Annotated in this window: 17 protein-coding genes and 1 pseudogene; 7 read left to right on the forward strand and 11 right to left on the reverse strand. The window is 64.5% G+C overall.

Annotated features, from left to right (window positions below):
• Positions 1-17: 17 nt before the first annotated feature.
• From E1742_RS05485 to ggpS, 3 genes are read right to left on the reverse strand one after another with little or no spacing between them, the layout of a single operon-like run.
• Positions 18-1535 carry a BCCT family transporter gene (locus E1742_RS05485; RefSeq protein WP_134383916.1) on the reverse strand — a complete coding sequence of 506 codons (1518 nt, stop codon included), beginning with the start codon at positions 1533-1535 and terminating at the stop codon, positions 18-20.
• 6 nt (positions 1536-1541) lie between these two features.
• Positions 1542-2606 carry a mechanosensitive ion channel family protein gene (locus E1742_RS05490; RefSeq protein ID WP_134383917.1) on the reverse strand — a complete coding sequence of 355 codons (1065 nt, stop codon included), beginning with the start codon at positions 2604-2606 and terminating at the stop codon, positions 1542-1544.
• Positions 2607-2638: 32 nt separating this feature from the next.
• Positions 2639-4924, reverse strand: coding sequence for a glucosylglycerol-phosphate synthase (gene ggpS / locus E1742_RS05495; protein ID WP_134383918.1), 2286 nt, complete (start codon positions 4922-4924; stop codon positions 2639-2641).
• A 674-nt stretch (positions 4925-5598) separates the two neighbouring features.
• On the opposite strand from ggpS, the gene E1742_RS26645 reads away from it, so the two are divergent.
• Complete coding sequence (locus tag E1742_RS26645; protein ID WP_229466545.1) at positions 5599-5754, forward strand: hypothetical protein; 156 nt, start codon at positions 5599-5601, stop codon at positions 5752-5754.
• Between the two features lie 243 nt (positions 5755-5997).
• Here the strand turns inward: E1742_RS26645 and nhaA are convergent, their stop codons facing one another.
• The 8 genes and pseudogenes from nhaA to E1742_RS05540 all read right to left on the reverse strand — a co-directional run bounded on the left by nhaA (position 5998) and on the right by E1742_RS05540 (position 14128).
• On the reverse strand, positions 5998-7218 hold the full coding sequence (gene nhaA, locus E1742_RS05505) for a Na+/H+ antiporter NhaA (protein ID WP_134383919.1): 1221 nt from the start codon (positions 7216-7218) through the stop codon (positions 5998-6000).
• 470 nt (positions 7219-7688) lie between these two features.
• Positions 7689-9779, reverse strand: coding sequence for a flagellar biosynthesis protein FlhA (locus E1742_RS05510; RefSeq protein WP_134383920.1), 2091 nt, complete (start codon positions 9777-9779; stop codon positions 7689-7691).
• Positions 9776-10911, reverse strand: a pseudogene (flhB, locus tag E1742_RS05515) (flagellar type III secretion system protein FlhB). Before flhB ends, E1742_RS05510 begins: the two are co-directional and overlap by 4 nt.
• Positions 10904-11758, reverse strand: a complete 855-nt coding sequence (locus tag E1742_RS05520; protein ID WP_134383922.1) for a flagellar biosynthetic protein FliR — start codon at positions 11756-11758, stop codon at positions 10904-10906. Before E1742_RS05520 ends, flhB begins: the two are co-directional and overlap by 8 nt.
• 13 nt (positions 11759-11771) lie before the next feature.
• Positions 11772-12044: a flagellar biosynthesis protein FliQ gene (fliQ, locus tag E1742_RS05525; protein WP_134383923.1), complete on the reverse strand. Its 273-nt coding sequence runs from the start codon at positions 12042-12044 to the stop codon at positions 11772-11774.
• 15 nt (positions 12045-12059) lie between these two features.
• Entirely contained in the window at positions 12060-12794 is a 735-nt protein-coding gene (fliP, locus tag E1742_RS05530; protein ID WP_371860226.1) for a flagellar type III secretion system pore protein FliP, read from the reverse strand.
• Positions 12795-12900: 106 nt separating this feature from the next.
• A complete protein-coding gene (locus E1742_RS05535; protein WP_371860227.1) occupies positions 12901-13275 on the reverse strand; it encodes a FliM/FliN family flagellar motor switch protein in 375 nt (124 codons plus the stop codon).
• Positions 13276-13279: 4 nt separating this feature from the next.
• Positions 13280-14128, reverse strand: a complete 849-nt coding sequence (locus E1742_RS05540) for a FliM/FliN family flagellar motor switch protein (protein WP_134383925.1) — start codon at positions 14126-14128, stop codon at positions 13280-13282.
• Positions 14129-14685: 557 nt separating this feature from the next.
• Here E1742_RS05540 and fliE point away from each other — a divergent pair.
• Genes fliE through E1742_RS05570 form a run of 6 tightly spaced genes read left to right on the forward strand, consistent with a single transcriptional unit; the run spans position 14686 to position 20308 of the window.
• Positions 14686-15045 (forward strand): flagellar hook-basal body complex protein FliE, encoded by a 360-nt coding sequence (fliE, locus tag E1742_RS05545; RefSeq protein WP_134383926.1) that lies wholly within the window; start codon positions 14686-14688, stop codon positions 15043-15045.
• A gap of 51 nt (positions 15046-15096) precedes the next feature.
• Positions 15097-16848, forward strand: coding sequence for a flagellar basal-body MS-ring/collar protein FliF (fliF, locus tag E1742_RS05550; protein WP_371860209.1), 1752 nt, complete (start codon positions 15097-15099; stop codon positions 16846-16848).
• Positions 16835-17875: a flagellar motor switch protein FliG gene (locus tag E1742_RS05555; protein WP_134383927.1), complete on the forward strand. Its 1041-nt coding sequence runs from the start codon at positions 16835-16837 to the stop codon at positions 17873-17875. The genes fliF and E1742_RS05555 overlap by 14 nt, the downstream gene beginning before the upstream one ends.
• Positions 17872-18570, forward strand: a complete 699-nt coding sequence (gene fliH / locus E1742_RS05560; RefSeq protein ID WP_134383928.1) for a flagellar assembly protein FliH — start codon at positions 17872-17874, stop codon at positions 18568-18570. The genes E1742_RS05555 and fliH overlap by 4 nt, the downstream gene beginning before the upstream one ends.
• Complete coding sequence (gene fliI / locus E1742_RS05565) at positions 18567-19877, forward strand: flagellar protein export ATPase FliI (RefSeq protein WP_134383929.1); 1311 nt, start codon at positions 18567-18569, stop codon at positions 19875-19877. The genes fliH and fliI overlap by 4 nt, the downstream gene beginning before the upstream one ends.
• Positions 19874-20308 (forward strand): flagellar FliJ family protein, encoded by a 435-nt coding sequence (locus tag E1742_RS05570; RefSeq protein WP_134383930.1) that lies wholly within the window; start codon positions 19874-19876, stop codon positions 20306-20308. Before fliI ends, E1742_RS05570 begins: the two co-directional genes overlap by 4 nt.
• Positions 20309-20369: the final 61 nt, after the last annotated feature.

Raw genomic sequence — 20369 nt, forward strand, 5'->3', positions numbered from 1 at the left:
CGTACCCATGCCCCTTGTTACTTGGCCATCATTTCGCGAACACGCCGTCGCAGCTCGCGCTCGCGGCGTGCCTCATCGCGCCAGTCTTCCGCCAAGGCTCGCCACAGCGAGATCACCATCAATACGATGACGATGGCGAACGGCAGCGCGAACAGGATGGTTGCAGTTTGCACCGCCTTGAGGCCACCGGCCAGCAGCAGGCTGATGGCGATGCCGGCGACCAGAACGCCCCAGACGATCTTGACCCAGCGCGGTGGGTTCGGGTTGCCGCTCGTGCTCATCATGCCGAGCACCAGCACCGCCGAGTCGCCCGAGGTGACGAAGAACACGAATACAAGCAGCGTGGCGACGACCGACATGATCCCGCCGAACGGCATGGCATCGAACATCGTGAACAAGGCGGTAGCGACATCGGCCTTGACCGCGTCCGCGAGCGGCACGTGCTGCCAGATCTCCATGTGCAGGGCAGTGCCGCCGAAAATGGAAAACCACAGGAAGGCCGCCAGCGAGGGCGCCAGCACGGTGCCCAGGATGAACTCGCGTACCGTTCTTCCACGCGAGACGCGGGCAATGAAGAGTCCGACGAAAGGCGACCAGGAAATCCACCAGGCCCAGTAGAAGACGGTCCAGCTGCCTACCCAGGTGCTAGCGCGGAACGGCGTCGCCCGCAGGCTCATCCTGATGACTTCGCTCAGGTAACTTCCCAGCGTATTGGTGAGCGTATCGATGATCGCCACGGTCGGGCCGAGCAGGAACACGGCCAGCGCAAGCAGGCCCGCGAGTCCCATGTTGAAGTTGGACAGGTAGCGGATACCCTTGTCGACGCCGGTCACGGCCGAAGTCATGTAGATGATCGCGGTGACGACGATGATCGTCACCTCGGCCGTGTCGCTGACCGCAACCCCGAATACCGCCTGCAGGCCACTGTTGATCTGCAACGCGCCAACGCCCAGTGACGCGGCCACACCGAACGCAGTGGCGACAACGGCGAGCGCATTGAATAGGCCGCCCATCGCGCGCACCGGCCGCCATGGCAGGGCACCGGTAACGGTGCTGATCAGGGGACTGCCGGCGCGGCGGTACTGAAAGAACGCGATCGACAGCGCAACGACGCTGTACACCGCCCATGGGTGGATACCCCAGTGGAAGAACACATAGCGCATCGCTGCGTTCGCCGCTTCCGGCGTGCGCTCGACGGTTCCCGGCGGCGCGGTAGCAAAATGGGAGATTGGCTCGGCGACACCCCAGAATACCAAGCCGATGCCCATCCCGGCGGCGAACAGCATGGCGAACCAGCTGCCCATGCCGAACTCCGGCTCATCGTCATCGCCACCGAGTTTCAGGTTGCCGTAACGGCTGAAGGCCACGAAGCCGGCAAACACGACCAGGCCGAGGACGACCCACAGGTAGAACCAGCCGAAGTTGCGCGTCAACGCGGCCAGCATTGCGTCGAAAACGGCGCTCATGTTCGCCGGCGCCAGGATGCCCCACAGCACGACCAACAGGATGAAGCCCGCGGACAGCAGCATTTGCATGGGAACCTACTCTTTCCGGTCGGCAGCCGCTTGCGCGCGCGCCAGATATACCGTCTGCGTCGGATACGCGAACGGGATGCCCTCCTCGGCGAAACGCTCGAACAGGGCGACATTGATGGCCTGCTGGACGTCCATATACACGGCATACTCGGACGTCTTGACAATATATACGATCTCGAAGTCGAGCGACGACGCGCCATACGCCTTGAAGTGCGCGCGGTCGAACTGGGCCTGCGGCTGCGCCTGCACCACCTCGCGCAGGATGGCGGGAATGGCGCGCACCTGTTCCTTGCTGATCTCGTACGCGACGCCGATGCCGAACACGATGCGACGCGTCTCCATACGCTTGTAGTTGTGGATGCGGCTGCCCAGCAGGTCGCTGTTGGAAAACACCACCTGTTCGCCGCCGAGGCCGCGAATGCGGGTGGTTTTCAGGCCCACGTACTCGACGGTGCCGGAGATGTCATCGACGGCAATGAAGTCGCCGATCACGAATGGCTTGTCCAGCACGATCGACAGCGACGAGAACAGGTCGCCCAACACCTTCTGCAGTGCCAGTGCCACCGCGATGCCGCCGATCCCCAGGCTGGCCACCAGGGTGGTGATGTTCACGCCGAAGTTATCGAGGATCATCAGCACGAAGATCAGCCAGACGGCCAGGCGTGCCACGAACCCCAGCGCCGCCGTCGACGTGGTACTGGCCACGTCATGGACGCTGCGACGGGTGCGGTAATGGTGGAGCCAGCCATTCACGCCGACGTCACCCCAGCGGGCCACCTGCAACAGCAGCGTCGCGATAGCCAGGCGCGTCAGCAAGGCCTCGCTCTTGTCCGGCAGGGCCAGCCAATGGGAACCAACGTACAGCCCCATGAGCAGGATGAACAGCGAGTTCGTGGCCGACAATATCTTCACGGCCAGGTCATCCAGGTAAGTCGCCGTCGCCGCCGCGAAGCGCTGCAGGCGCCGGATGACGAGGCCCTTGACGGTGTACAACACGGTCGAGACGGCGGCCGCGATGGCCAGCGCGATCGCCCAGGCGACCGGATCGTTGCCGAATATAATGTAATGCATGCTTCCTTTCCCGATGCGTCAGAAGGGGCGGCTCAGGCCGCCCGGACGTCGTCCTGCGTGTGTGCGCCCAGCACGGCCGCGTCCACCGCCGCGATGAAGCCCCGGCCCCAACGCTCGACGTCGTGCTCGGCCGTGATCATTGCCATGCGCGCAGTACGATAGGCCCGCTCGTCCTCCCCCATGGTCAGTGCCTGGTGCAGCGAGGCGGTCATGGCGTTCGCATCGTAGGGATTGGTCAGCACGGCGCCGTGCAGTTCGACCGCCGCGCCGGCGAATTCGGACAGCACCAGCACACCCGAGCCGCCGCTGGCCTTGCGGGCGGCGATGAATTCCTTGGCGACGAGGTTCAGGCCGTCGCGCAGCGGCGTGATCCAGGCGATATCGCAGGCGGCGTAGTGCGCCAGCACTTCCTCGAACGGCAGCGAGCGGTAGAAGTAGCGCACCGGCACCCAGTTCAGGGTCGAGAAGCGGCCGTTGATGCGGCCCACCGTGCGGTCCACCTCGACACGCAGGCTTTCATAGATTTCCATGCCGGGCGCGGCCGGCGTGATGATGTTCAGCAGGGTGACCTTGCCGATGTGTTCGGGGTGCTGTTCCAGCAGCCGCTCGAAGGCCTGCAGCTTCTCGAGCGTGCCCTTGACGTAGTCGAGCCGCTCGATCGAGACGATCCCCGTGGCGCTGCCCAGGTAGTCGCGGATCGCCGCCGCCTGTTCGCGCACGGCCGGGCTGGCCACGATGCGTTCGATCAGCGCCACGTCGGTCCCGACCGGATGCGCGCCCAGGCGCACCTGCCGGCCGCCGACGGCGATGCCCGTCGTCATGGTGTCGATGCCCAACGCACAGCCATAGGTCAGGAAGCGCGGCGCGCATGGCACCGTGCCCAGCACATCCAGTGGCGCATGCGAGCGCACGGCGTCGACGAAATTCTCGACGTAGCGCGGGATATGGAAGCCGACGTAGTCGCACTGCAGCAGGCTGCCGATGATCTCGCGCCGCCACGGCAGGATATTGAACACGTCGCTGGCCGGGAACGCCGTGTGATGGAAGAACGCGATGCGCAGGTCCGGCCGCAGCGGCCGCAGGAACGACGGCACCATCCACAGGTTGTAGTCATGCACCCAGACCAGCGCCCCTTCGCCCGCTTCGCGCGCGGTCTGCTCGGCGAACAGCTGGTTCACTTCCAGGAAGCGCTCCCAGTGGGCCTGCTCGAATTCGGCCTTGTCGGGGAAGCCGAAGATGATCGGCCAGAACGCCTCTTTCGAGAACTTCTTGTAGAAAATGTCGATATCGTCGCCTGTCAGGGCTACACGCGCGGCCTGAAGCCGCGGATAGCGTTCCGGATCGATCGCCACGTGCGGCACGAAACCGGCCGGCTGCCGGCTTTCCTGCTGGGACCACGCCACCCAGGAACCGGAGCGCTCGCCCGCAAAAAAGCGCAGCAAGGTGGGCATGATGCCGTTCGGACTGCGCGGGCGCCGGTGCCGCACCACGCCGTCCTCCAGCACTTCGTCGTAAGGCAGGCGGTGGTACACCATCACGAGCTCGGCGCCATCGCGCACCGCCGGCAGGCTGCCTGGGCCCGCTTGGTGCGCCAGCGCGCCATGATACGCCAGCCCTTCGAGGATGCCGGCGCAGCCCTCGCCCTCGGCGATGTGCACCTGCGGCCACTTGCCGACCCGCTCGACCAGCGCCGGCTCGGCATGGCCCACCACGACGCCACGCAGCCCGGTCTCGTACATCGACAGGTCGTTCAGTGTGTCGCCGGCAACGACAATGGTGGCCGGGTCGAAGCCGGCTGCCTGCGTCAGGCGCAACAGGGCCTGGCCCTTGCTCACGCCGCGCGGCAGTACGTCGAGGTAACAGCCGGCCGACAGCAGCAGGTCGCATCCGAGCGCATCGACCGCCGCACGCAGTGCCGGCGTCACGACCTCCTCGCTGGCCAGGAAGGAGCAGCGCCGCTCCTGCGGCACGCTCTGGCGGCGCAGCCCGAACCCGGCCAGCGCCTTCAGCACGGCCTGGGAACCGGGCCAGCGCGCCGCCACCTCGGCCTGGATGGCGTCGACAGGACGCAGGTCTGCGTCAACCACCGTGGCGCCAACGTCGGCGATGATGTAGTCCGGCTTGGGAATGGTCGGGTCGCTCAGCAAAGGCAGTATCGACTCGAGGCCGCGGCCGGTTACGAACACCAGGCGCACGCCCGGCCGTGCCTGGGAAAACAGTTCGCGCACCTGGCGCCGGGCCTCGAGGCCACCGGCCAGCAGGGTACCGTCGAGGTCCGTGGCCAGTACGAAACGATCCGGATGGGGCGTGGCACCCATTGTGGGGGATTTGCAAGGGTCATCGTCTTTCGTCCTTTCAGAGCGATGTGCTCGGCGCCGCTTGCGCCGACCTGTGGATGCAGCGGCCTCGGCCGCTGCAAGGCGAACACAATCGGATGCGCGCGGCGCATCGACGATTGCCAGGAGAGAGATTGCTGCAGAATTCTAGCTTCAACTGATGGCAAGGCTGCCAACCAGGCTGTATTGTAGCGAAATAAAAGCATTTCTCCAAATGTAAATGCTTTTTATGCAATCAACGGTGCGCCCTCCCATCCCAGCGGAACTGCCTGACGACGACACCGTGGCTGGTGCCGTGGTCGGACTGCCATGCCAGCAGGTAGCCGTTGTCCTGTTCGGCCCCTGGTCTGCCGCCCGGCGAGCGAGCGATGCCGCAGGCATTGCCCGGGGTACGTTCCAGCGTCGGCCGGGACCGTCATCATGTCCGGGCTGATGTACCTTAATACCTGCCCGGCCGACCACGTGTTCTTCAGTTAAACCCGGCCTTCATGGCCCTCATCATGGGTGCCACGAAGGCCGTCGGCATGCGCGCAGCCATGTGGAAGGTGAACCCGAATATGGCAGTCAATATCGGCATCCCGCTGACCAGCGCAGCACGCCTCCCCGTGTCGCTGTAGCTGGTGCGCAGCCAAACCACGGTGGACGACGGGGCATACATGCGCGATTCCTCATCACTCCATCGCCATCCTGAACAGCGCGCCCGCATCGTCGGCCCGCGCGTGCGCAAGCTTACCGACGGGATCATTGCTGCACAGAGGAAGGAGATCGGTGAAATGAAGGAATACATCGACGATCTCGAAGCAAGACGCTGACCTGCCCGGCCATCGAAATGTCCGAGGAAATCGCGGATTCTCATCAGCAACGCTGGGCGACATCGACGCGGTCATCCTGAAGCCGACGTCAGCCTTGCGGTGGTGCCGGCCAGCCAGGCCGGCAACCGCTCGGCATACGTGGCCCTGCTGAAGGCGCAACGATAGGCCTGCGCGACACGGGCCGCTTCGCGCTGGGCGCCATGAGTCTGCCAGCAGACCGCCGGGGAGCGTGCCCGGCGCCCTTCAGGTGGTTTCCTTCGCAGGGCCGGATTCGAAGTCCATCGTGTCGGGATCGGGATCGGACGGCAACGGTGCCCCGGCCAGCTTGAGCCATGCAAAACCGATGACGCCTGCGGCGCAGGAGGCCACGAGGATGGCGATCTTCGATGCGTCGATCAGGCCAGCCTGGCCGGTAAATGCCAGGTTGGTGATGAAGATCGACATCGTGAAGCCGATACCGCCGAGCAGCCCCGCTCCCAAAATATGACGCCAGCCAAGATCCAGGGGAAGCCGGCACAGCCCGGCGGCCACCGCGATAAAACTGAACAGCACGATACCGACTGGTTTTCCGACCAACAAGCCGAGGAAAATGCCGACGCTGTTGGCAGACAGCAGCTCCTGGGCCCAGCCCGTGCCGATCAGGATGCCGGTGTTCGCCAGGGCAAAAATGGGCAGGATCAGGAACGCGACGGGCTTGTGCAGCAAATGCTCCAGGCGATGCGACGGCGAGGTGGCGTCGTCCTCCAGCGCCGAATAGGGAATGGCAAAGGCCAGCAGCACGCCCGAGATGGTCGCATGCACGCCCGATTTCAACATCAGGAACCACATGAGGGCGCCGAGCAGCAGGTACGGCCACAGCGCGGCAACGCGCATCAGGCGGTTCATCGCCAGCAGCGCCGCAAATACGGCCAGCGCGCCTGCCAGGTAGCCGATCGACAGCTGCGCGGTATAGAACAGCGCAATCACGACAATGGCACCGAGGTCGTCCATCACGGCCAGCGCGGTCAGGAATATCTTGAGCGAGGCCGGCACCCGGCGCCCAAGCAACGCCAGTACGCCCAGCGCAAACGCGATGTCGGTCGCCATCGGGATGCCGATGCCTGCCTGCGTAGGCGTGCCATGATTCATCAGGAAGTGAATGCCGGCGGGCAGCACAATTCCGCCCGCCGCCGCCAGGATCGGTAGCAAGGCGTTCCTGAAGTCCGACAGCTCTCCGTTGTAGAGTTCGCGCTCGAGTTCGAGGCCGATCAGCAGGAAGAAGATCGCCATCAATGCATCGTTGATCCAAAGCTCGACAGTGAGTCCCGCGACCGGCAGGTGCCAGAAATGCCGGTAAGATTCGCCCCACGGCGAATTTGCCAACGCCAGCGAGGCCAGCGTGCACAGGATCAGAACGATGCCCCCGGCCTTGCCGGAATTGGCAAATTGCGTGAAGGATTTCGATAGACGCTTTTCGATACGCACTGGAATTCCCCATCAAATGGACCACGTCGGCGCGGTCGCGTTATTCACGAATAAAAAAGCCCGTGGAAGGGCAAAGGCTCGCGCCTGCTGAATCGGACTTGCCTATCGGGCTGCGCGGCACCGGCGCACACGGCATGGCACCGCCGCGCGGCGCGGCCGCCAGCGCGTGAAACCGGGATAAGCCAGGGCGAACAGAACAATGCGCAACGAAGTACGCAAAGGCATCGGGTAAAGCTGAAAGCCGAAAAGGTTGAGCACCGTGAGGGCGCGCGAACACTGCGAGGCGGCCCGACTATCGCGCGTCCTGTCATGCCAGCAAGGACATCATCACCCTTGCCGACATCATAACGTATCTTTGCACCCGTCGAGACTCGCGCCTGCATGTCAGCCCGTCAGCAGGCCGTCGACGATGTGCACAGCCGTAGTGGCGTCGCCAACGACGTCAACCGATGAGCGAGCCCGTCGGGCCCCTACCCCACCGTCCCGATAATCGACACTTCCCGATTCTCAGGCACCTCGTTATACGACAGCACATGCAACCCCGGCGCGAACAGGCGCGCGTACCGGGCCAGCAGCGGCCGGATCTGCGGCAGCACCAGCAGCACGGGCGGCGTGGAGGCCTGCTTCATCTGTTCGCGCGCCACCGGCATGTTCACTTGCAGCTGCGCCAGCAGGTGCGGGTCGATCGGGTAGTTGTCCAGCACCACCTTGCCGCTCTGGCGGGCCTGGTTGAGGGAGCCCAGCAGCATGTTTTCCAGCTCGCCGCCCAGGTTAAAGGCGAGCATTTCCTTCTTCTGGCCGAACAGGCTGGAGACGATCTGGCGGCGCAGCGCGCAGCGGATTTCGGCTGCCAGCAGGATCGGGTCCTTCGTCGTTTCGGCGCTGTCCAGCAGCGTTGTCGCGATCGGGATGATGTCCTTCAGCGAGACGTTTTCCGCCAGCAGCACGCGGAACACGCGCAGCAGCTGCGTGTGCGTCATGGTCTTGTCCAGCGCGGAGCCCAGCTTGGGCGACAGCGCCGTCAGGCGTTCCATCAGCGCGGCCACGTCGTCGTGGCGGAACAGCTCCGGCAGGTATTCGCGGATCAGCTTCGACACGTGCGTGGCGATGGCGCTGGGGGCTTCCACGACCTGGTAGCCCATGCCCAGCGCCTGCGCCTTGTCGGTTGGTTCGATCCAGACGACGGGCATGCCGTACGCCGGTTCGACGCCGGGAATGCCGTCCACCTGGCCATACAGGTTCGGCGATGGGATCGCCATCAGCCGGTCCGGGAACACTTCCGCATGGGCGATCGCGGCGCCGCCCAGCACGACGGAGTATTGCGACGGTTTCAGACCCAGGTCGTCGCGCACGCCGATCGGCGGCAGCACCATGCCCATCGCCTCGGACAGGCTCTGGCGCACGCCGCGGATACGCTTCGTCAGCACCTCGCCCTGCGCCTTGTCGATCATCCCCACCAGCTTGTAGCCCAGCAGCACCTGCAGCGGATGCACGACGGGCAGGCTTTGCCACTCCAGTTCCGGCGTCTTCTCTTCCGACAGCGCTGCCTGGATCGCTTCGATCTGCTTGGTATCCGGCGGCGCCACGGCACGCTGCGTCATCCGGTAGCCGGCATACCCCAGCGCGCCCGCGAACGACAGGAACGGCAGCCACGGCATGCCCGGCACGATGCCCAGCACCACCATCAGGCCGGCGGCCGAGAACAGCACGTTCGGGTTGGCCAGCAGCTGCGTGCTGACCTGGTCTTCGAAGTCGCCCGCATCCGAGATGCGCGTAACGATGATCGCCGCGGCCGCGGACAGCAGCAGCGCCGGAATCTGGGCCACCAGACCGTCGCCAATCGTCAGCAGCGCGTACTGGCGGAATGCGTCGCCGAAGCTCATGTCCTGCATCAGCGCGCCGATGGCGACGCCGCCGACCAGGTTGATGATCAGGACCAGGATCGACGCGACGGCGTCGCCGCGCACGAACTTCGAGGCACCGTCCATGGCGCCGTAGAAGTCCGCTTCCATCGCCACTTCGCGGCGGCGCAGCTGTGCCTTGTCCTGGTTGATCAGGCCCGCGTTCAGGTCCGCGTCGATGGCCATCTGCTTGCCCGGCAGTGCGTCCAGCGTGAACCTGGCCGAGACTTCCGAAATCCGTTCCGCGCCCTTCGTCACGACGGCGAAGTTGATGATCATCAGGATGACGAACACCACCAGGCCGACAACGAAGTTGCCGCCGATGACGACGTTACCGAACGCCTCCACCACCCGCCCGGCGGCGTGCGTACCCTCGTGGCCATGCAGCAGCACCACCCGCGTCGATGCCACGTTCAGCGTCAGGCGCAGCATCGTCGTGACCAGGATCACCGTGGGGAACACGGAGAAGTCCAGCGGGCGCCTGGCCTGCACGGAGACGAGAATGACGATCAGGGCCAGCACGATATTGAACGTAAACAGCACGTCCAGCAGGATCGGCGGCAACGGCAGGATGATCATGCCCAGGATGGACATGACGAACAGCGGCGTGGCGAACTTATGGCGGCGCAATTCGGCAACGATGCGGTTCAGTGAATTCATGACGGCGAAACCTCACTCATGGATGGTGGTACGACAATCTGGTCGGGAATGGCGGCAGGCCCTGCCGGCCACCCGTTTTGAAGGCCTTCAGCTGCAGCACGTAGTGCAGCACCTGCGAGACGGCCTGGTACAGCTGCACGGGGATCTGCTGGTTGACCTGGGCCGTGTTGTAGATGGCGCGCGCCAGCGGCGGCAACGTCAGCACTTCGATCTTGTGCTCGTGCGCGATGGACTTGATGTACAGCGCCAGTTCGTCGACGCCCTTGGCCACAACGAACGGCGCCTCGGCGCGCTTGTCGTCGTACTTCAGCGCCACGGCATAGTGTTCCGGGTTGACGACGACGACGTCCGCCGTCGGCACGGTTTTCCGCGCGCTGCGCTGGGCCATGGCGCGCTGCAGCTGGCGGATGCGGCCCTTTACTTCCGGCCGCCCTTCGCTGCTCTTGTGCTCGTCCTTGACGTCCTGCTTCGTCATGCGCTGGCCTTTGGCGAAGAAGAACGCCTGTGCCGGCACGTCGATGAGCGCGAACAGGATGAAGATCGACACCATCGCCATCAGGCCGTCCGCCATCAGGCCGGCGCCCTTCAGCATGGCCTCGGACAGCGGCAGCGACTGCAGCCGCGTGTAGTCGTCCAGGGTGGAACGGGCCAGGTGGATCAGCACGGCGATCAGGACGCCGGCCTTGCCGATCGAGAGCACCAGCTCGAACAGGTGCTTGCCCGAAAAGAGCCGGCCGATATTGGCGATGGGGCTCATGCGCGAGAACTTCGGCTGCAGGTTCTTGGCGCTGACGACGAACCCGCCCGGCAGCGCGGACGACAGCACGATGCAGAACGGCACGACGAACAGCGGCGCCACCATCTTCACCAGCAGCATGGCCGCTTCGTAGAAGACGTCGGACATGGCGTTGCCCAGTGCGTCGCCGGCGTCGAGCTGCACGAAGCTCTGCCCGAAGATGGCGCGGAAGTGGTCCAGATACGAGGGCATCAGATAGATGAACAGCTTCAGGCTGACGAGGATGCCGACGGCCGTCGCCAGGTCCTTGGAGCGGGCCACCTGCCCTTCCTCGCGCGCCTTCTTCAGCTTCTGCTGTGACGCCTTCTCGCTCTTGTCGCCGCTCGATTCAGCCATGGGCCTTCTCCTGTGGGACCAGCGCAAAGGTATGACGGCCCGGCGCGGCCAGCGCCGTTGTACGGTTGCCCGGCGCGGCCTGCATCTGCAGCCGGATCATCTCCAGCACCTGGCCGGACATGCGCGTGTAATGGTCGGGCACGAAGCGCACCACCTGGCCCAGCATCAACAGGCCGAAGAACGTGATGACGGAAAAGCCCAGCGAGAACAGGTTCAGCGACGGCGCCACGCGATTGAGGAAACCGAAACCGACCTGCACGACAACGGTGGCGAAGACGATGGGGATGGCCAGCAGCATGGCCGCCGAGAAGATCCATGCCACGTTCCACGCCACCGTCTGCAGCAGCAGCGGCCCGAAGCCGCTGCCCAGCGGCCAGGCGCGGAAGCTGGCGCCGATCACGCCGGTGATCACAAGGTGGCCGTCGATGGCGAAGAAGACGATGATCGCCAGCATCATCAGCAGTTGCGAGACGACGTCGGACGACTGCCCGTTCAGCGGGTCGTTCATGGCCGCCATCGAAAAGCCGACCTGCGACGAGACGATGAAGCCCAATATATTGATGACGGACATGGCAAAGTGGAACGCCAGCCCCAGCACGAAGCCGATGATGGCCTGCTCCGCCGTGGCGACGGCCGCAGCCACCGAGAACGGATCGATGACGACCATTTCCCGACCCGTGACGGGCAGCATCAGCACGGCGATGACGAGCGATGCCAGCACGCGGATCGGCACCGGCACCATCGCCTCGCCCAGCACGGGCGCCGCCGACAGCAATGCCATCGCGCGCACGAACGGCCACCACAAGGCGTTCAGCAGCGGAAAGAGATTGGCGAGGACCTGTTCCACGTTCTCGTTCTGGTCAGCCTACCAGGGTGGCTGCGCGCGTAAAGATGGACACGCAATAGTCCATCAGATAGCCGGCCATCCAGCGGCCGGTAAGGATGATGGCGAACAGCGTGACCAGGAGGCGCGGCAGAAACGACAGCGTCTGCTCGTTGATCTGCGTGGCGGCCTGGAACAGCGCCACCACCAGACCCATGATCAGCCCGGGGATGACCAGCACCAGCACGAGCACCATGACGATGTGCAGGGCCTCGACAACCAGATCGACGGCGACTTCGGGTGTCAGCATAGCCGGTCCGCTCCGCTAGAACGCCTGGATGCTGGTGACCAGCGTGTTGACGGTCAACGTCCAGCCATCGACCAGCACGAACAGCAGCAGCTTGAACGGCAGCGATATCACCAGCGGCGACAGCATCATCATGCCCATCGCCATCAGGACCGACGACACCACAAGGTCGATGATGAGGAACGGAATGAACAGCATGCAGCCGATCTGGAACGCCGTCTTCAGTTCCGACAGCACGAACGAGGCCAGCTTGACGGGGAAGCTGTGATTCATCGGCACGGTCACGTTGGCCTCGCCGGCCAGCGTGGCGATCTGCTTGAGCGCCGCCTTGCTGGTCTGCGCCAGCATGAAGCGCGAGACCGGCTGCTCGGCGATGCGCAGCGCCTCGGTCAGGCCGATGCGGTCCTGGTCGTAGGGAACGAACGCGTCGCGCCAGACCTGGTCGCCGATGGGCTTCATGACGAGGATCGTCAGGATCAGGGCGATGCCGGTGATGATACGGTTCGGCAGACCCTGCTGCAGGCCCAGCGCCGAGCGCAGCAGCGACAGCACAATGACGAAGCGGGTAAAGCTCGTCATCATCATGGCCATGGCCGGCAGCAGGCCCAGCAGCGTCATGACGACGAGAATCTGCATCTTCACCGACAGGTCGGTGGCGGCGCCCGGCACGACCCCGGCCAGCAGGTCCGGCGCGTTGCCTGGCGCAGGCGCGGCGGCCTGAGCCCAGCCGAGGCCTGGCAGCGCCAGGGTCAGCGCAAGGAAAAGAAGTACAAGTGGAAACAACCGTGGCAATCTCGTCAAGACACCCCAAAAGCAAAAGGCCGGCGCAAGGGGCCGGCCAGCATTGCAAAGCACGTCGTCATGACGTCATCATGTCGAGATTGAGTCCGTCCAGGTCGATCACCTTCAGCCCGTAGTTCTCGCCCGCCACCACCACTTCGGCGCGGCCGATGGCAGTGCCGTTGACCTTGATGACCAGGGGCTCGCCCGCCAGCACATCCAGTTCGACGACGCTGTCGGGACCGATGCTCATCAGGTCCTGCAGCGAAATGCGGGCCGATCCGACTTCCAGGGTCAGGGTGACGGGAATCTTGCGCATCATTTGCGGCAGATCGCGCCGCGGCGCCGGCTGTACGGGGACATCGGCGAGATCGCCGGCCACGGGGTCGAGTATCATCTCGTCCGTCACGTCCTCGAGCATCGCGTCGCTGGTGCCGTTTGGGTTCACATTCATCATATTATTCGACGTCTTCAAAAGATGTTAGGCACAGTTTTCCCTTGTGCTCCGTCACCGCGGCCGTAAACAGCCGGGAGTCTTCGAGCATCACGTCGGCCCTGTGCAGGCTGACCGGAATCACATCGCCGACGCGCAGATCGAACAGCGCCCCCAGCGTGACCTCTTTACTGACCAGCCTGCCGTTCAGCGCCACCTGCATGCGCTGTGCCAGCGGACCGGACTGTTTCGACGCTTTCTTGCCGGTATCGCGTTCCGGCGCCACGCCGCGCAGTACGTCCGACATCAGCTTCTTGTCCAGTGTGAACCAGACCTTGCCTTCCGTCTCGCCCAGGCGCACGTCCACCGTAACGATCCACGTGCCCTTGGGCGGATAGCCACCCTTGGCCGGAACGACTTCCTGGCTTGCCGCCGGGTCGCCGCCGGGCAGGTTTGCTGCAATCCGTTGTGCCACGACCCCGACCATTTGTTGGCCCAATACAACAGCCAGCCGTTCTTCCGTCGCCGTCACGCGGACGGCGGCCTCGTCCACGGAGGCCTCGCTGTCCTTACCGCGACCATAACGGTAATTCAGCACCGACAGCAACACCTTACGTTCGAGGGCGAAGCCCAGCATGCCATCGCCGGCCGCATAGTGCTGCCAGCGTTGCCGCTCCTCGGTGCCGTCCAGCCGTGCGAACACGGCCCCCTGGACGCTCACATTGCCCCAGTAGCGGCGCACGGCGGGCTGGCGCAGCTGCGCAATCATATCCTCGCGCAGCTGCGCGGCGAACTGCGGCAGCCGGTGCACGGGGCGCCCCAGCAGGCTCGGATCCAGAATCAACGGCTTGGCAGTGGTTTGTAAATTATTCATCAGTGTAGTCCATGTGCATACGCCATCTGCATATCACATCGTATCGCAAAGTATACAAGTGGACGATCCAGGCACCGTAGAATACCTGAAATTCTTGAATATTGCCACGAATCAATAGCATGACGAGTGCTCATCACCTGCACACGATTCACAAATTCCCCTTTACAGTGCTGTTGCCTCACGGTAAGCTAATCCCTGTCCTGAGCAACACGCCACGTTCTCTCAACATTACGAGCAAGGCTGGCTAGTGTTTGATTATTAAGGACATTTGTCACAGTAACAGCGTTTCTGTAAAAGGAAACAATGCAGCGCACTGAATCGACACTGGCACATTATTTCAGCACGATTACATTAATCTTGCGGCCCATCCAGATAATCGGATGAATGTTATGTCAGCAGTTTTTCGTTTTTCCAACCGGGCTGCAGCGCTGGCAGCCGGAGGCGGAAAACAAACCCGCAGTACCCTGAACTGGCGCCATAGCAACCCGTGGCGGGCTCCAGCCCAGGGAAGCACTGTGGTAACGAAGATCAACGTTGCATTGAAAGTGAGATGGCAAATGGCAAATGATATCGCCGGCATGATCCACGCCGACCTGGCGTCCCTGACCAACGCGGCAAACGAGCTGGCGCAAAACGCTGCCCAGATCGCCCCGGCCGCGCAGTTCGGCGGCCACGCAAACTTCGCCGGCGGCTCCGCCGGTTCCTTCGCGCAAGCAATGCAGAACGCCATCTCCGGCGTGAATGCGGCCGACCAGGCCGCCGGTGCAAAAATGGCCGATGTCGACGCCGGCCGCAGCGATGACCTGGTAGGCGCCATGATGGCCAGCCAGGAAGCCAGCCTGTCCTTCTCGATGCTGATGCAGGTTCGCAACAAAGTGATGGGCGCTGTCGACGAGCTCATCAAGCTGCCGCTGTAATTCCGCCGCATCGACGGCTGTATCCATTCTGTTCCAAGCGAAAGTTCCGACGTGATCAACACTGTTAAGTCCGCCTTCGGGCGCTGGCGTGGTACCTCCAATGGCATGCCGGGTGTCCCGCCTGCCCTGCTGAAAAACCTGTATCCGATGCTGCTGCTGGCCATCGGCGTGACGGCACTCGTCCTGATGTTCCTGTGGAAGGACCAGGCCGGCTACAAGCCTGTCTTCGGCGCCCGCGAGAAAGTCGCCGCGGCCGACATGATGTCCGTGCTCGAGGCCGAGCAGATTCCTTACCGCGTCCACCCGGACAGCGGCCAGGTGCTGGTACCGGAAGACCAGCTGGGCAAGGTGCGCATGCTGCTGGCGTCGAAAGGCGTCACCGCGCAGCTGCCGGCCGGGCTGGAGCTGATGGACAAGAACGATCCGCTGGGCGTGTCGCAATTCGTGCAGGACGTGCGCTTCCGCCGCGGCCTGGAAGGCGAACTGGCCCAGTCGATCATGACGCTGGACGCGATCGCCTCGGCGCGCGTGCACCTGTCGATCGCCAAGTCGACGTCGTTCGTGTCGTCGGACGGCGACAAGTCGTCGGCCGCCGTCGTCATCGGCGTCAAGCCGGGCCGCACGCTGTCGCCCGAATCGATCGCCGCCGTCGTCAACATGGTCTCGGGCAGCGTTGCCAGCCTGTCGCCGGCACGCGTCAGCCTGGTGGACCAGGCCGGCAACCTGCTGTCGTCGCACGTGGACCTGACGGACGGCTTCGATGCCACGTCGTCGGGCAACGAAGCGCAGAAGCGCATCCAGGATGAGATCAAGGGCAATATCCGTGGCCTGCTGGGTCCGGTGATGGGCGAAGACAATTTCAAGGTCAGCGTCACGGCTTCCGTCGATAACGACAAGGTCGAGGAAACGGTCGAGAAGTACGGCGAAACGCCGAAAGTCACCAGCGAAGCCACCCGCGAAGAGCAGGACCGCAACCGCATGGCGATGGGCGTGCCGGGCACGCTGTCGAACCGCCCGCCGGCCGCCGAACCGGCCGCCCCTGCCGCCGACGGCGCCGCCGCCCCTGGCGCGCCGGGCCAGATGCCGGACGGTTCGGCACGCAAGAATGCAACCACGCGCCAGTATGCCTACGACCGCAGTATCGTACAGACCAAGCGGGCCCGTGGCCGCCTGGAGCACCAGAACGTTGCCGTCGTGCTGGCACAGTCCGCCGCCATGAACCCGAAGACGGGCTGGTCGGCTGCCGAGCTGGCGAACATCGACAAGGTGCTGCGTAACGGCCTGGGCATCAACGCCGAGCGTGGCGACACGCTGATGGTGACGGCCATGAACTTCCCGCCGAAAGCGGCACCGCAGCAGTGGTGGGAAGAACGCGACAACATCGTCGACATGAGCGGCTGGGCCAGCTACGCGATCGCCACGATCCTGGGTTACTTCCTGATCCTGCGTCCGCTGATGAAGCTGCTGACGAACCGCATGACGCCAGCCTTGCCGGTACCGCTGGGCCTGGACACCCGCAGCGGCGCCGACCGCCGCGCCGATGCCGCGACGGCCCTGCCCGTCAACGCGGACGCCGTGGCCGGCACCCCGGCCGCACTGGCCGGCGCGACGGACGTGCCTGCCGTCGAGATGAGCGGCAAGGCCGGCATGCCGGTGGTGCCGCTGCTGGAAAACTACGATCTGCCGCCTGCCGGCTCCCCGGTCGACGTGATGGTCGATCACCTGAAGGTTCTGGCCGAAAAAGAGCCGGAACGTGTTGCAGAAGTCGTCAAACAGTGGATGCAGAAAAATGGCCGAGCTTAATTCCGTGAACAACCTGAACGATCTGCCTGTCGAAGGCGCCAACCTGACTCCCGTCGAACAGGCCGCCATCGTGCTGCTGTCGATCGGCGAGGAGCAGGCCGCCGCCGTGCTGCGCTGCCTGTCGCGCGAGGAGCTGCTGGAAGTCACGCAAGTCATGTCGCGCATGAGCGGCATCAAGGTCGAGGCCGTCAAGACGGCGATCCAGACGTTTTTCGACGACTACCGCGAACAGTCCGGCGTGCACGGCGCGTCGCGCTCCTACCTGAAGCGCTCGCTGGACCTGGCGCTGGGCGGCGACATCGCCAACACGGTGCTCAACAGCATCTACGGCGACGAGCTGCGGCCGAAGATGGCGCGCTTGCAATGGGCCTCGCCGAAATGGCTGGCCGACTACATCGCCAACGAGCACGTGCGCATGCAGGCCGTCTTCCTGGCCTTCCTGCCGCCCACGCTGGCCGGCCAGATCATCGACGGCCTGCCGATGGAAGGTCGCGATCTTGTTCTGCTGAGCCTGGCCCGCCTGGACGAGATCGACCGGGACCTGCTGGCCGAACTGGACGAGCTGGTCGACCGCTGCCTGGCATCGTTCGACATGCAAAGCACCAGCATCGAAGGCGTCAAGCAGGTGGCCGAGATCCTGAACCGCCTGCCGGGCAACCGCGCCCAGGTCGTCGAACTGCTGCGCGCCCATGATCCTTCGATCGTGGAACAGATCGAGCTGTCGATGTACGACTTCCTGATCCTGTCCACGCAGACCGAAGCCGTGCTCTCGCGCATCATCGAGGAAGTACCGCTGGAACAGTGGGCGGTCGCGCTGAAGGGTGCGGAGCAGTCGATCCGCGACGCCGTGCTGAGAACGATGCCGAAGCGCCAGGCGCAGGCATTCGAAGACATGATGCGCCGCGCCGGCCCCGTGCCGATGTCGCGTATCGAAGCGAGCCGGCAGGAAATCATGGCGACTGTCAAGGCGCTGGCCGATTCCGGCGAAGTCGAAGTGCAGCTGTTTGCCGAGACGGTGGTCGAATGAAGCAGTTCCGCCCTTATCGCTTCCCGCCGCTGTCGCACCACACGCCGCCCGCCGGGCAGCGTGGCGGCAACACCGGCACGGTCGACGCCGCCGAATGGCAGGCGTCGATCAGCGAAGGCTACGAGCAGGGGCAGCGCGACGGCTATGAAGTGGGTCTGCAGCGCGGCCAGGAGGACGGTTTCGAGTCCGGCCGCCAGCAGGGCATGGCCGAGGGTCGTGAAGAAGGCAGGCAGGAAACGCTGGTCGGCTTCGACCAGCTGGCCCGCCCCGTCGACGCGATGCTCAAGAGCCTGAAGAAACTGCGCACGGATTACCGCGCCGCGCAGCGCAAGGAAGTGGTGGACCTGGTGGCCAAGGTGGCCCGTTCCGTCATCCGCGCCGAACTTGCGTTGCAGCCGGTACAGATCATGGCCCTCGTCGACGAGACGCTGGCCTCGATGCCCCCGACGCGCGAGGAAATCGACGTCTTCCTGAATCCGGAAGAACTGAAGCGGGTCACGGAACTGGACCCGAAGCGGGCCAAGCGCTGGAACCTGATCGCCGATGCGCGACTGGAACCGGGCGAGTGCCGCATCCGCGCCGGCGACAGCGAAGTGGACGCCGGTTGCACCCAGCGCCTGGCTGCCGTGATGGAGCAGGTGGACAAGCAATTGCAGGCCGCCGACGGCGGCGATGAAGAAGAGTTCGACGAATGATTGCAGACGCACTGCGCAACCTGGAGCTGGATGCCGTACCGCTGGCGACCCCGACGGGTCGCCTGGTGGGTGCGCAAGGGTTGCTGCTGGAAGCGGTAGGCTGCCCCATGCACACGGGCCAGCGTTGCCAGATCGAGACGGTCGACGGGGGCTGGCTGGAAGCGCAGGTGGTGGGCTTCCGCGACAAGGTGTCGTACCTGATGCCGTTCAAGAAGGCCGTCGGCCTGACGACGGGTGCGCGCGTGCTGCCGCATGCGGAAAAGGTCAGCCTGCAGATCGGCAACGGCTGGCTGGGCCGCATGGTCAACGGCCTGGGCGAGCCGATCGACGGACTGGGCAAGCTGACGGGCGAGCACGTGCTGGAGATGCAGCCGCCGCGCGTCAACCCGCTGAAGAAAAAACCCGTGCACGAGCCGCTCGACGTGGGCGTACGGGCCATCAATTCGATGCTCACCTTGGGCAAGGGCCAGCGCGTCGGCCTGATGGCCGGCTCCGGCGTCGGCAAGTCCGTGCTGCTGGGCCTGATCACGCGGCAGACCGTGGCGGACGTCGTCGTGGTGGGCCTGATCGGCGAACGCTCGCGCGAGGTGCGTGAATTCGTCGACATGTCGCTGGGCGCCGAAGGGCTGAAGAAGGCGGTGCTCGTGATCGCGCCGGCGGACGAGTCACCGATGATGCGCGTGATGGCAACCGAGCTGTGCCACTCGATCGCGGCGCACTACCGCGACCAGGGCAAGAACGTGCTGCTGCTGGTGGATTCGCTGACGCGTTACGCGATGGCGCTGCGCGAAGTGGCGCTGGCACTGGGCGAGCCGCCGGCAACGAAAGGCTACCCCCCTTCCGTGTTCTCCAACCTGCCGCAGCTGGTGGAGTCGGCCGGCAACGGGGAACACGAACATGGCTCGATGAGCGCCATCTACACGGTGCTGGCCGAGGGCGACGACCAGCAGGACCCCATCGTCGATACGGCGCGGGCCATCCTGGACGGCCATATCGTGCTGACGCGCTCACTGGCCGAGCGGGGCCATTACCCGGCCATCGACGTGGCGCAGTCGATCAGCCGTTGCATGAACGGCATCATCAGCAAGGAACACATGCTGGCCGCCCGCGCACTGAAGGCGGCGATGGCCAGGCACGACCGCGTGCGCGACCTGATCCCGCTGGGCGCCTACGTGCCCGGCGCCGATCCGGTCACGGACAAGGCCGTGCAGCTGCACCCCCATATCGAGCAATTCCTGTGCCAGGGCACCAAGGAAGACGCGCCGTACACGCCCTGCGTGGAGCAACTTGAAAGGCTGATGCAATGAGCGACCTGAACCTGATCCGCAACCTGTCCACGCTGGTGTCGCTGCGCGACTCGGAAGTGGAGAAGCTGCAGGCCGCGCAGGCTGCCAAGGAAGCCACCGCCGAGCGCTACCGCAAGAACCTGGAACGGCTGCACAGCCTGGCGACCAACAGCGGCGCCTCCGGCAACCTGCCGATCGCGCTGGCGGCCAATTGCGGCAATTACAAGCAGGCAGTGCTGGCAATGGCCGACAACCACCGGCTTGACCTGACGATGCACGAGGCCGACATGGCGGTTTCGCAACGGGTGCTGAACGCCGCTTACGTCAAGCGCGAAGTGCTGGGGCAGGTGCTGGAGAAGAAGCAGGCTGTCGTCACGTCCGCCAAGAACGTGCAAGAACGCAAACAGCATGACGACCTTGCCACGCAACTGTGGCTCCGATCCCAAAAATAGAGCCATACGGAAATAAATTTCATGAGAACGCCCCTTTGGTCGCTCTTACCCAAGGTACACT

This window comes from Pseudoduganella plicata, assembly GCF_004421005.1.
GTDB lineage: Bacteria > Pseudomonadota > Gammaproteobacteria > Burkholderiales > Burkholderiaceae_D > Rugamonas > Rugamonas plicata.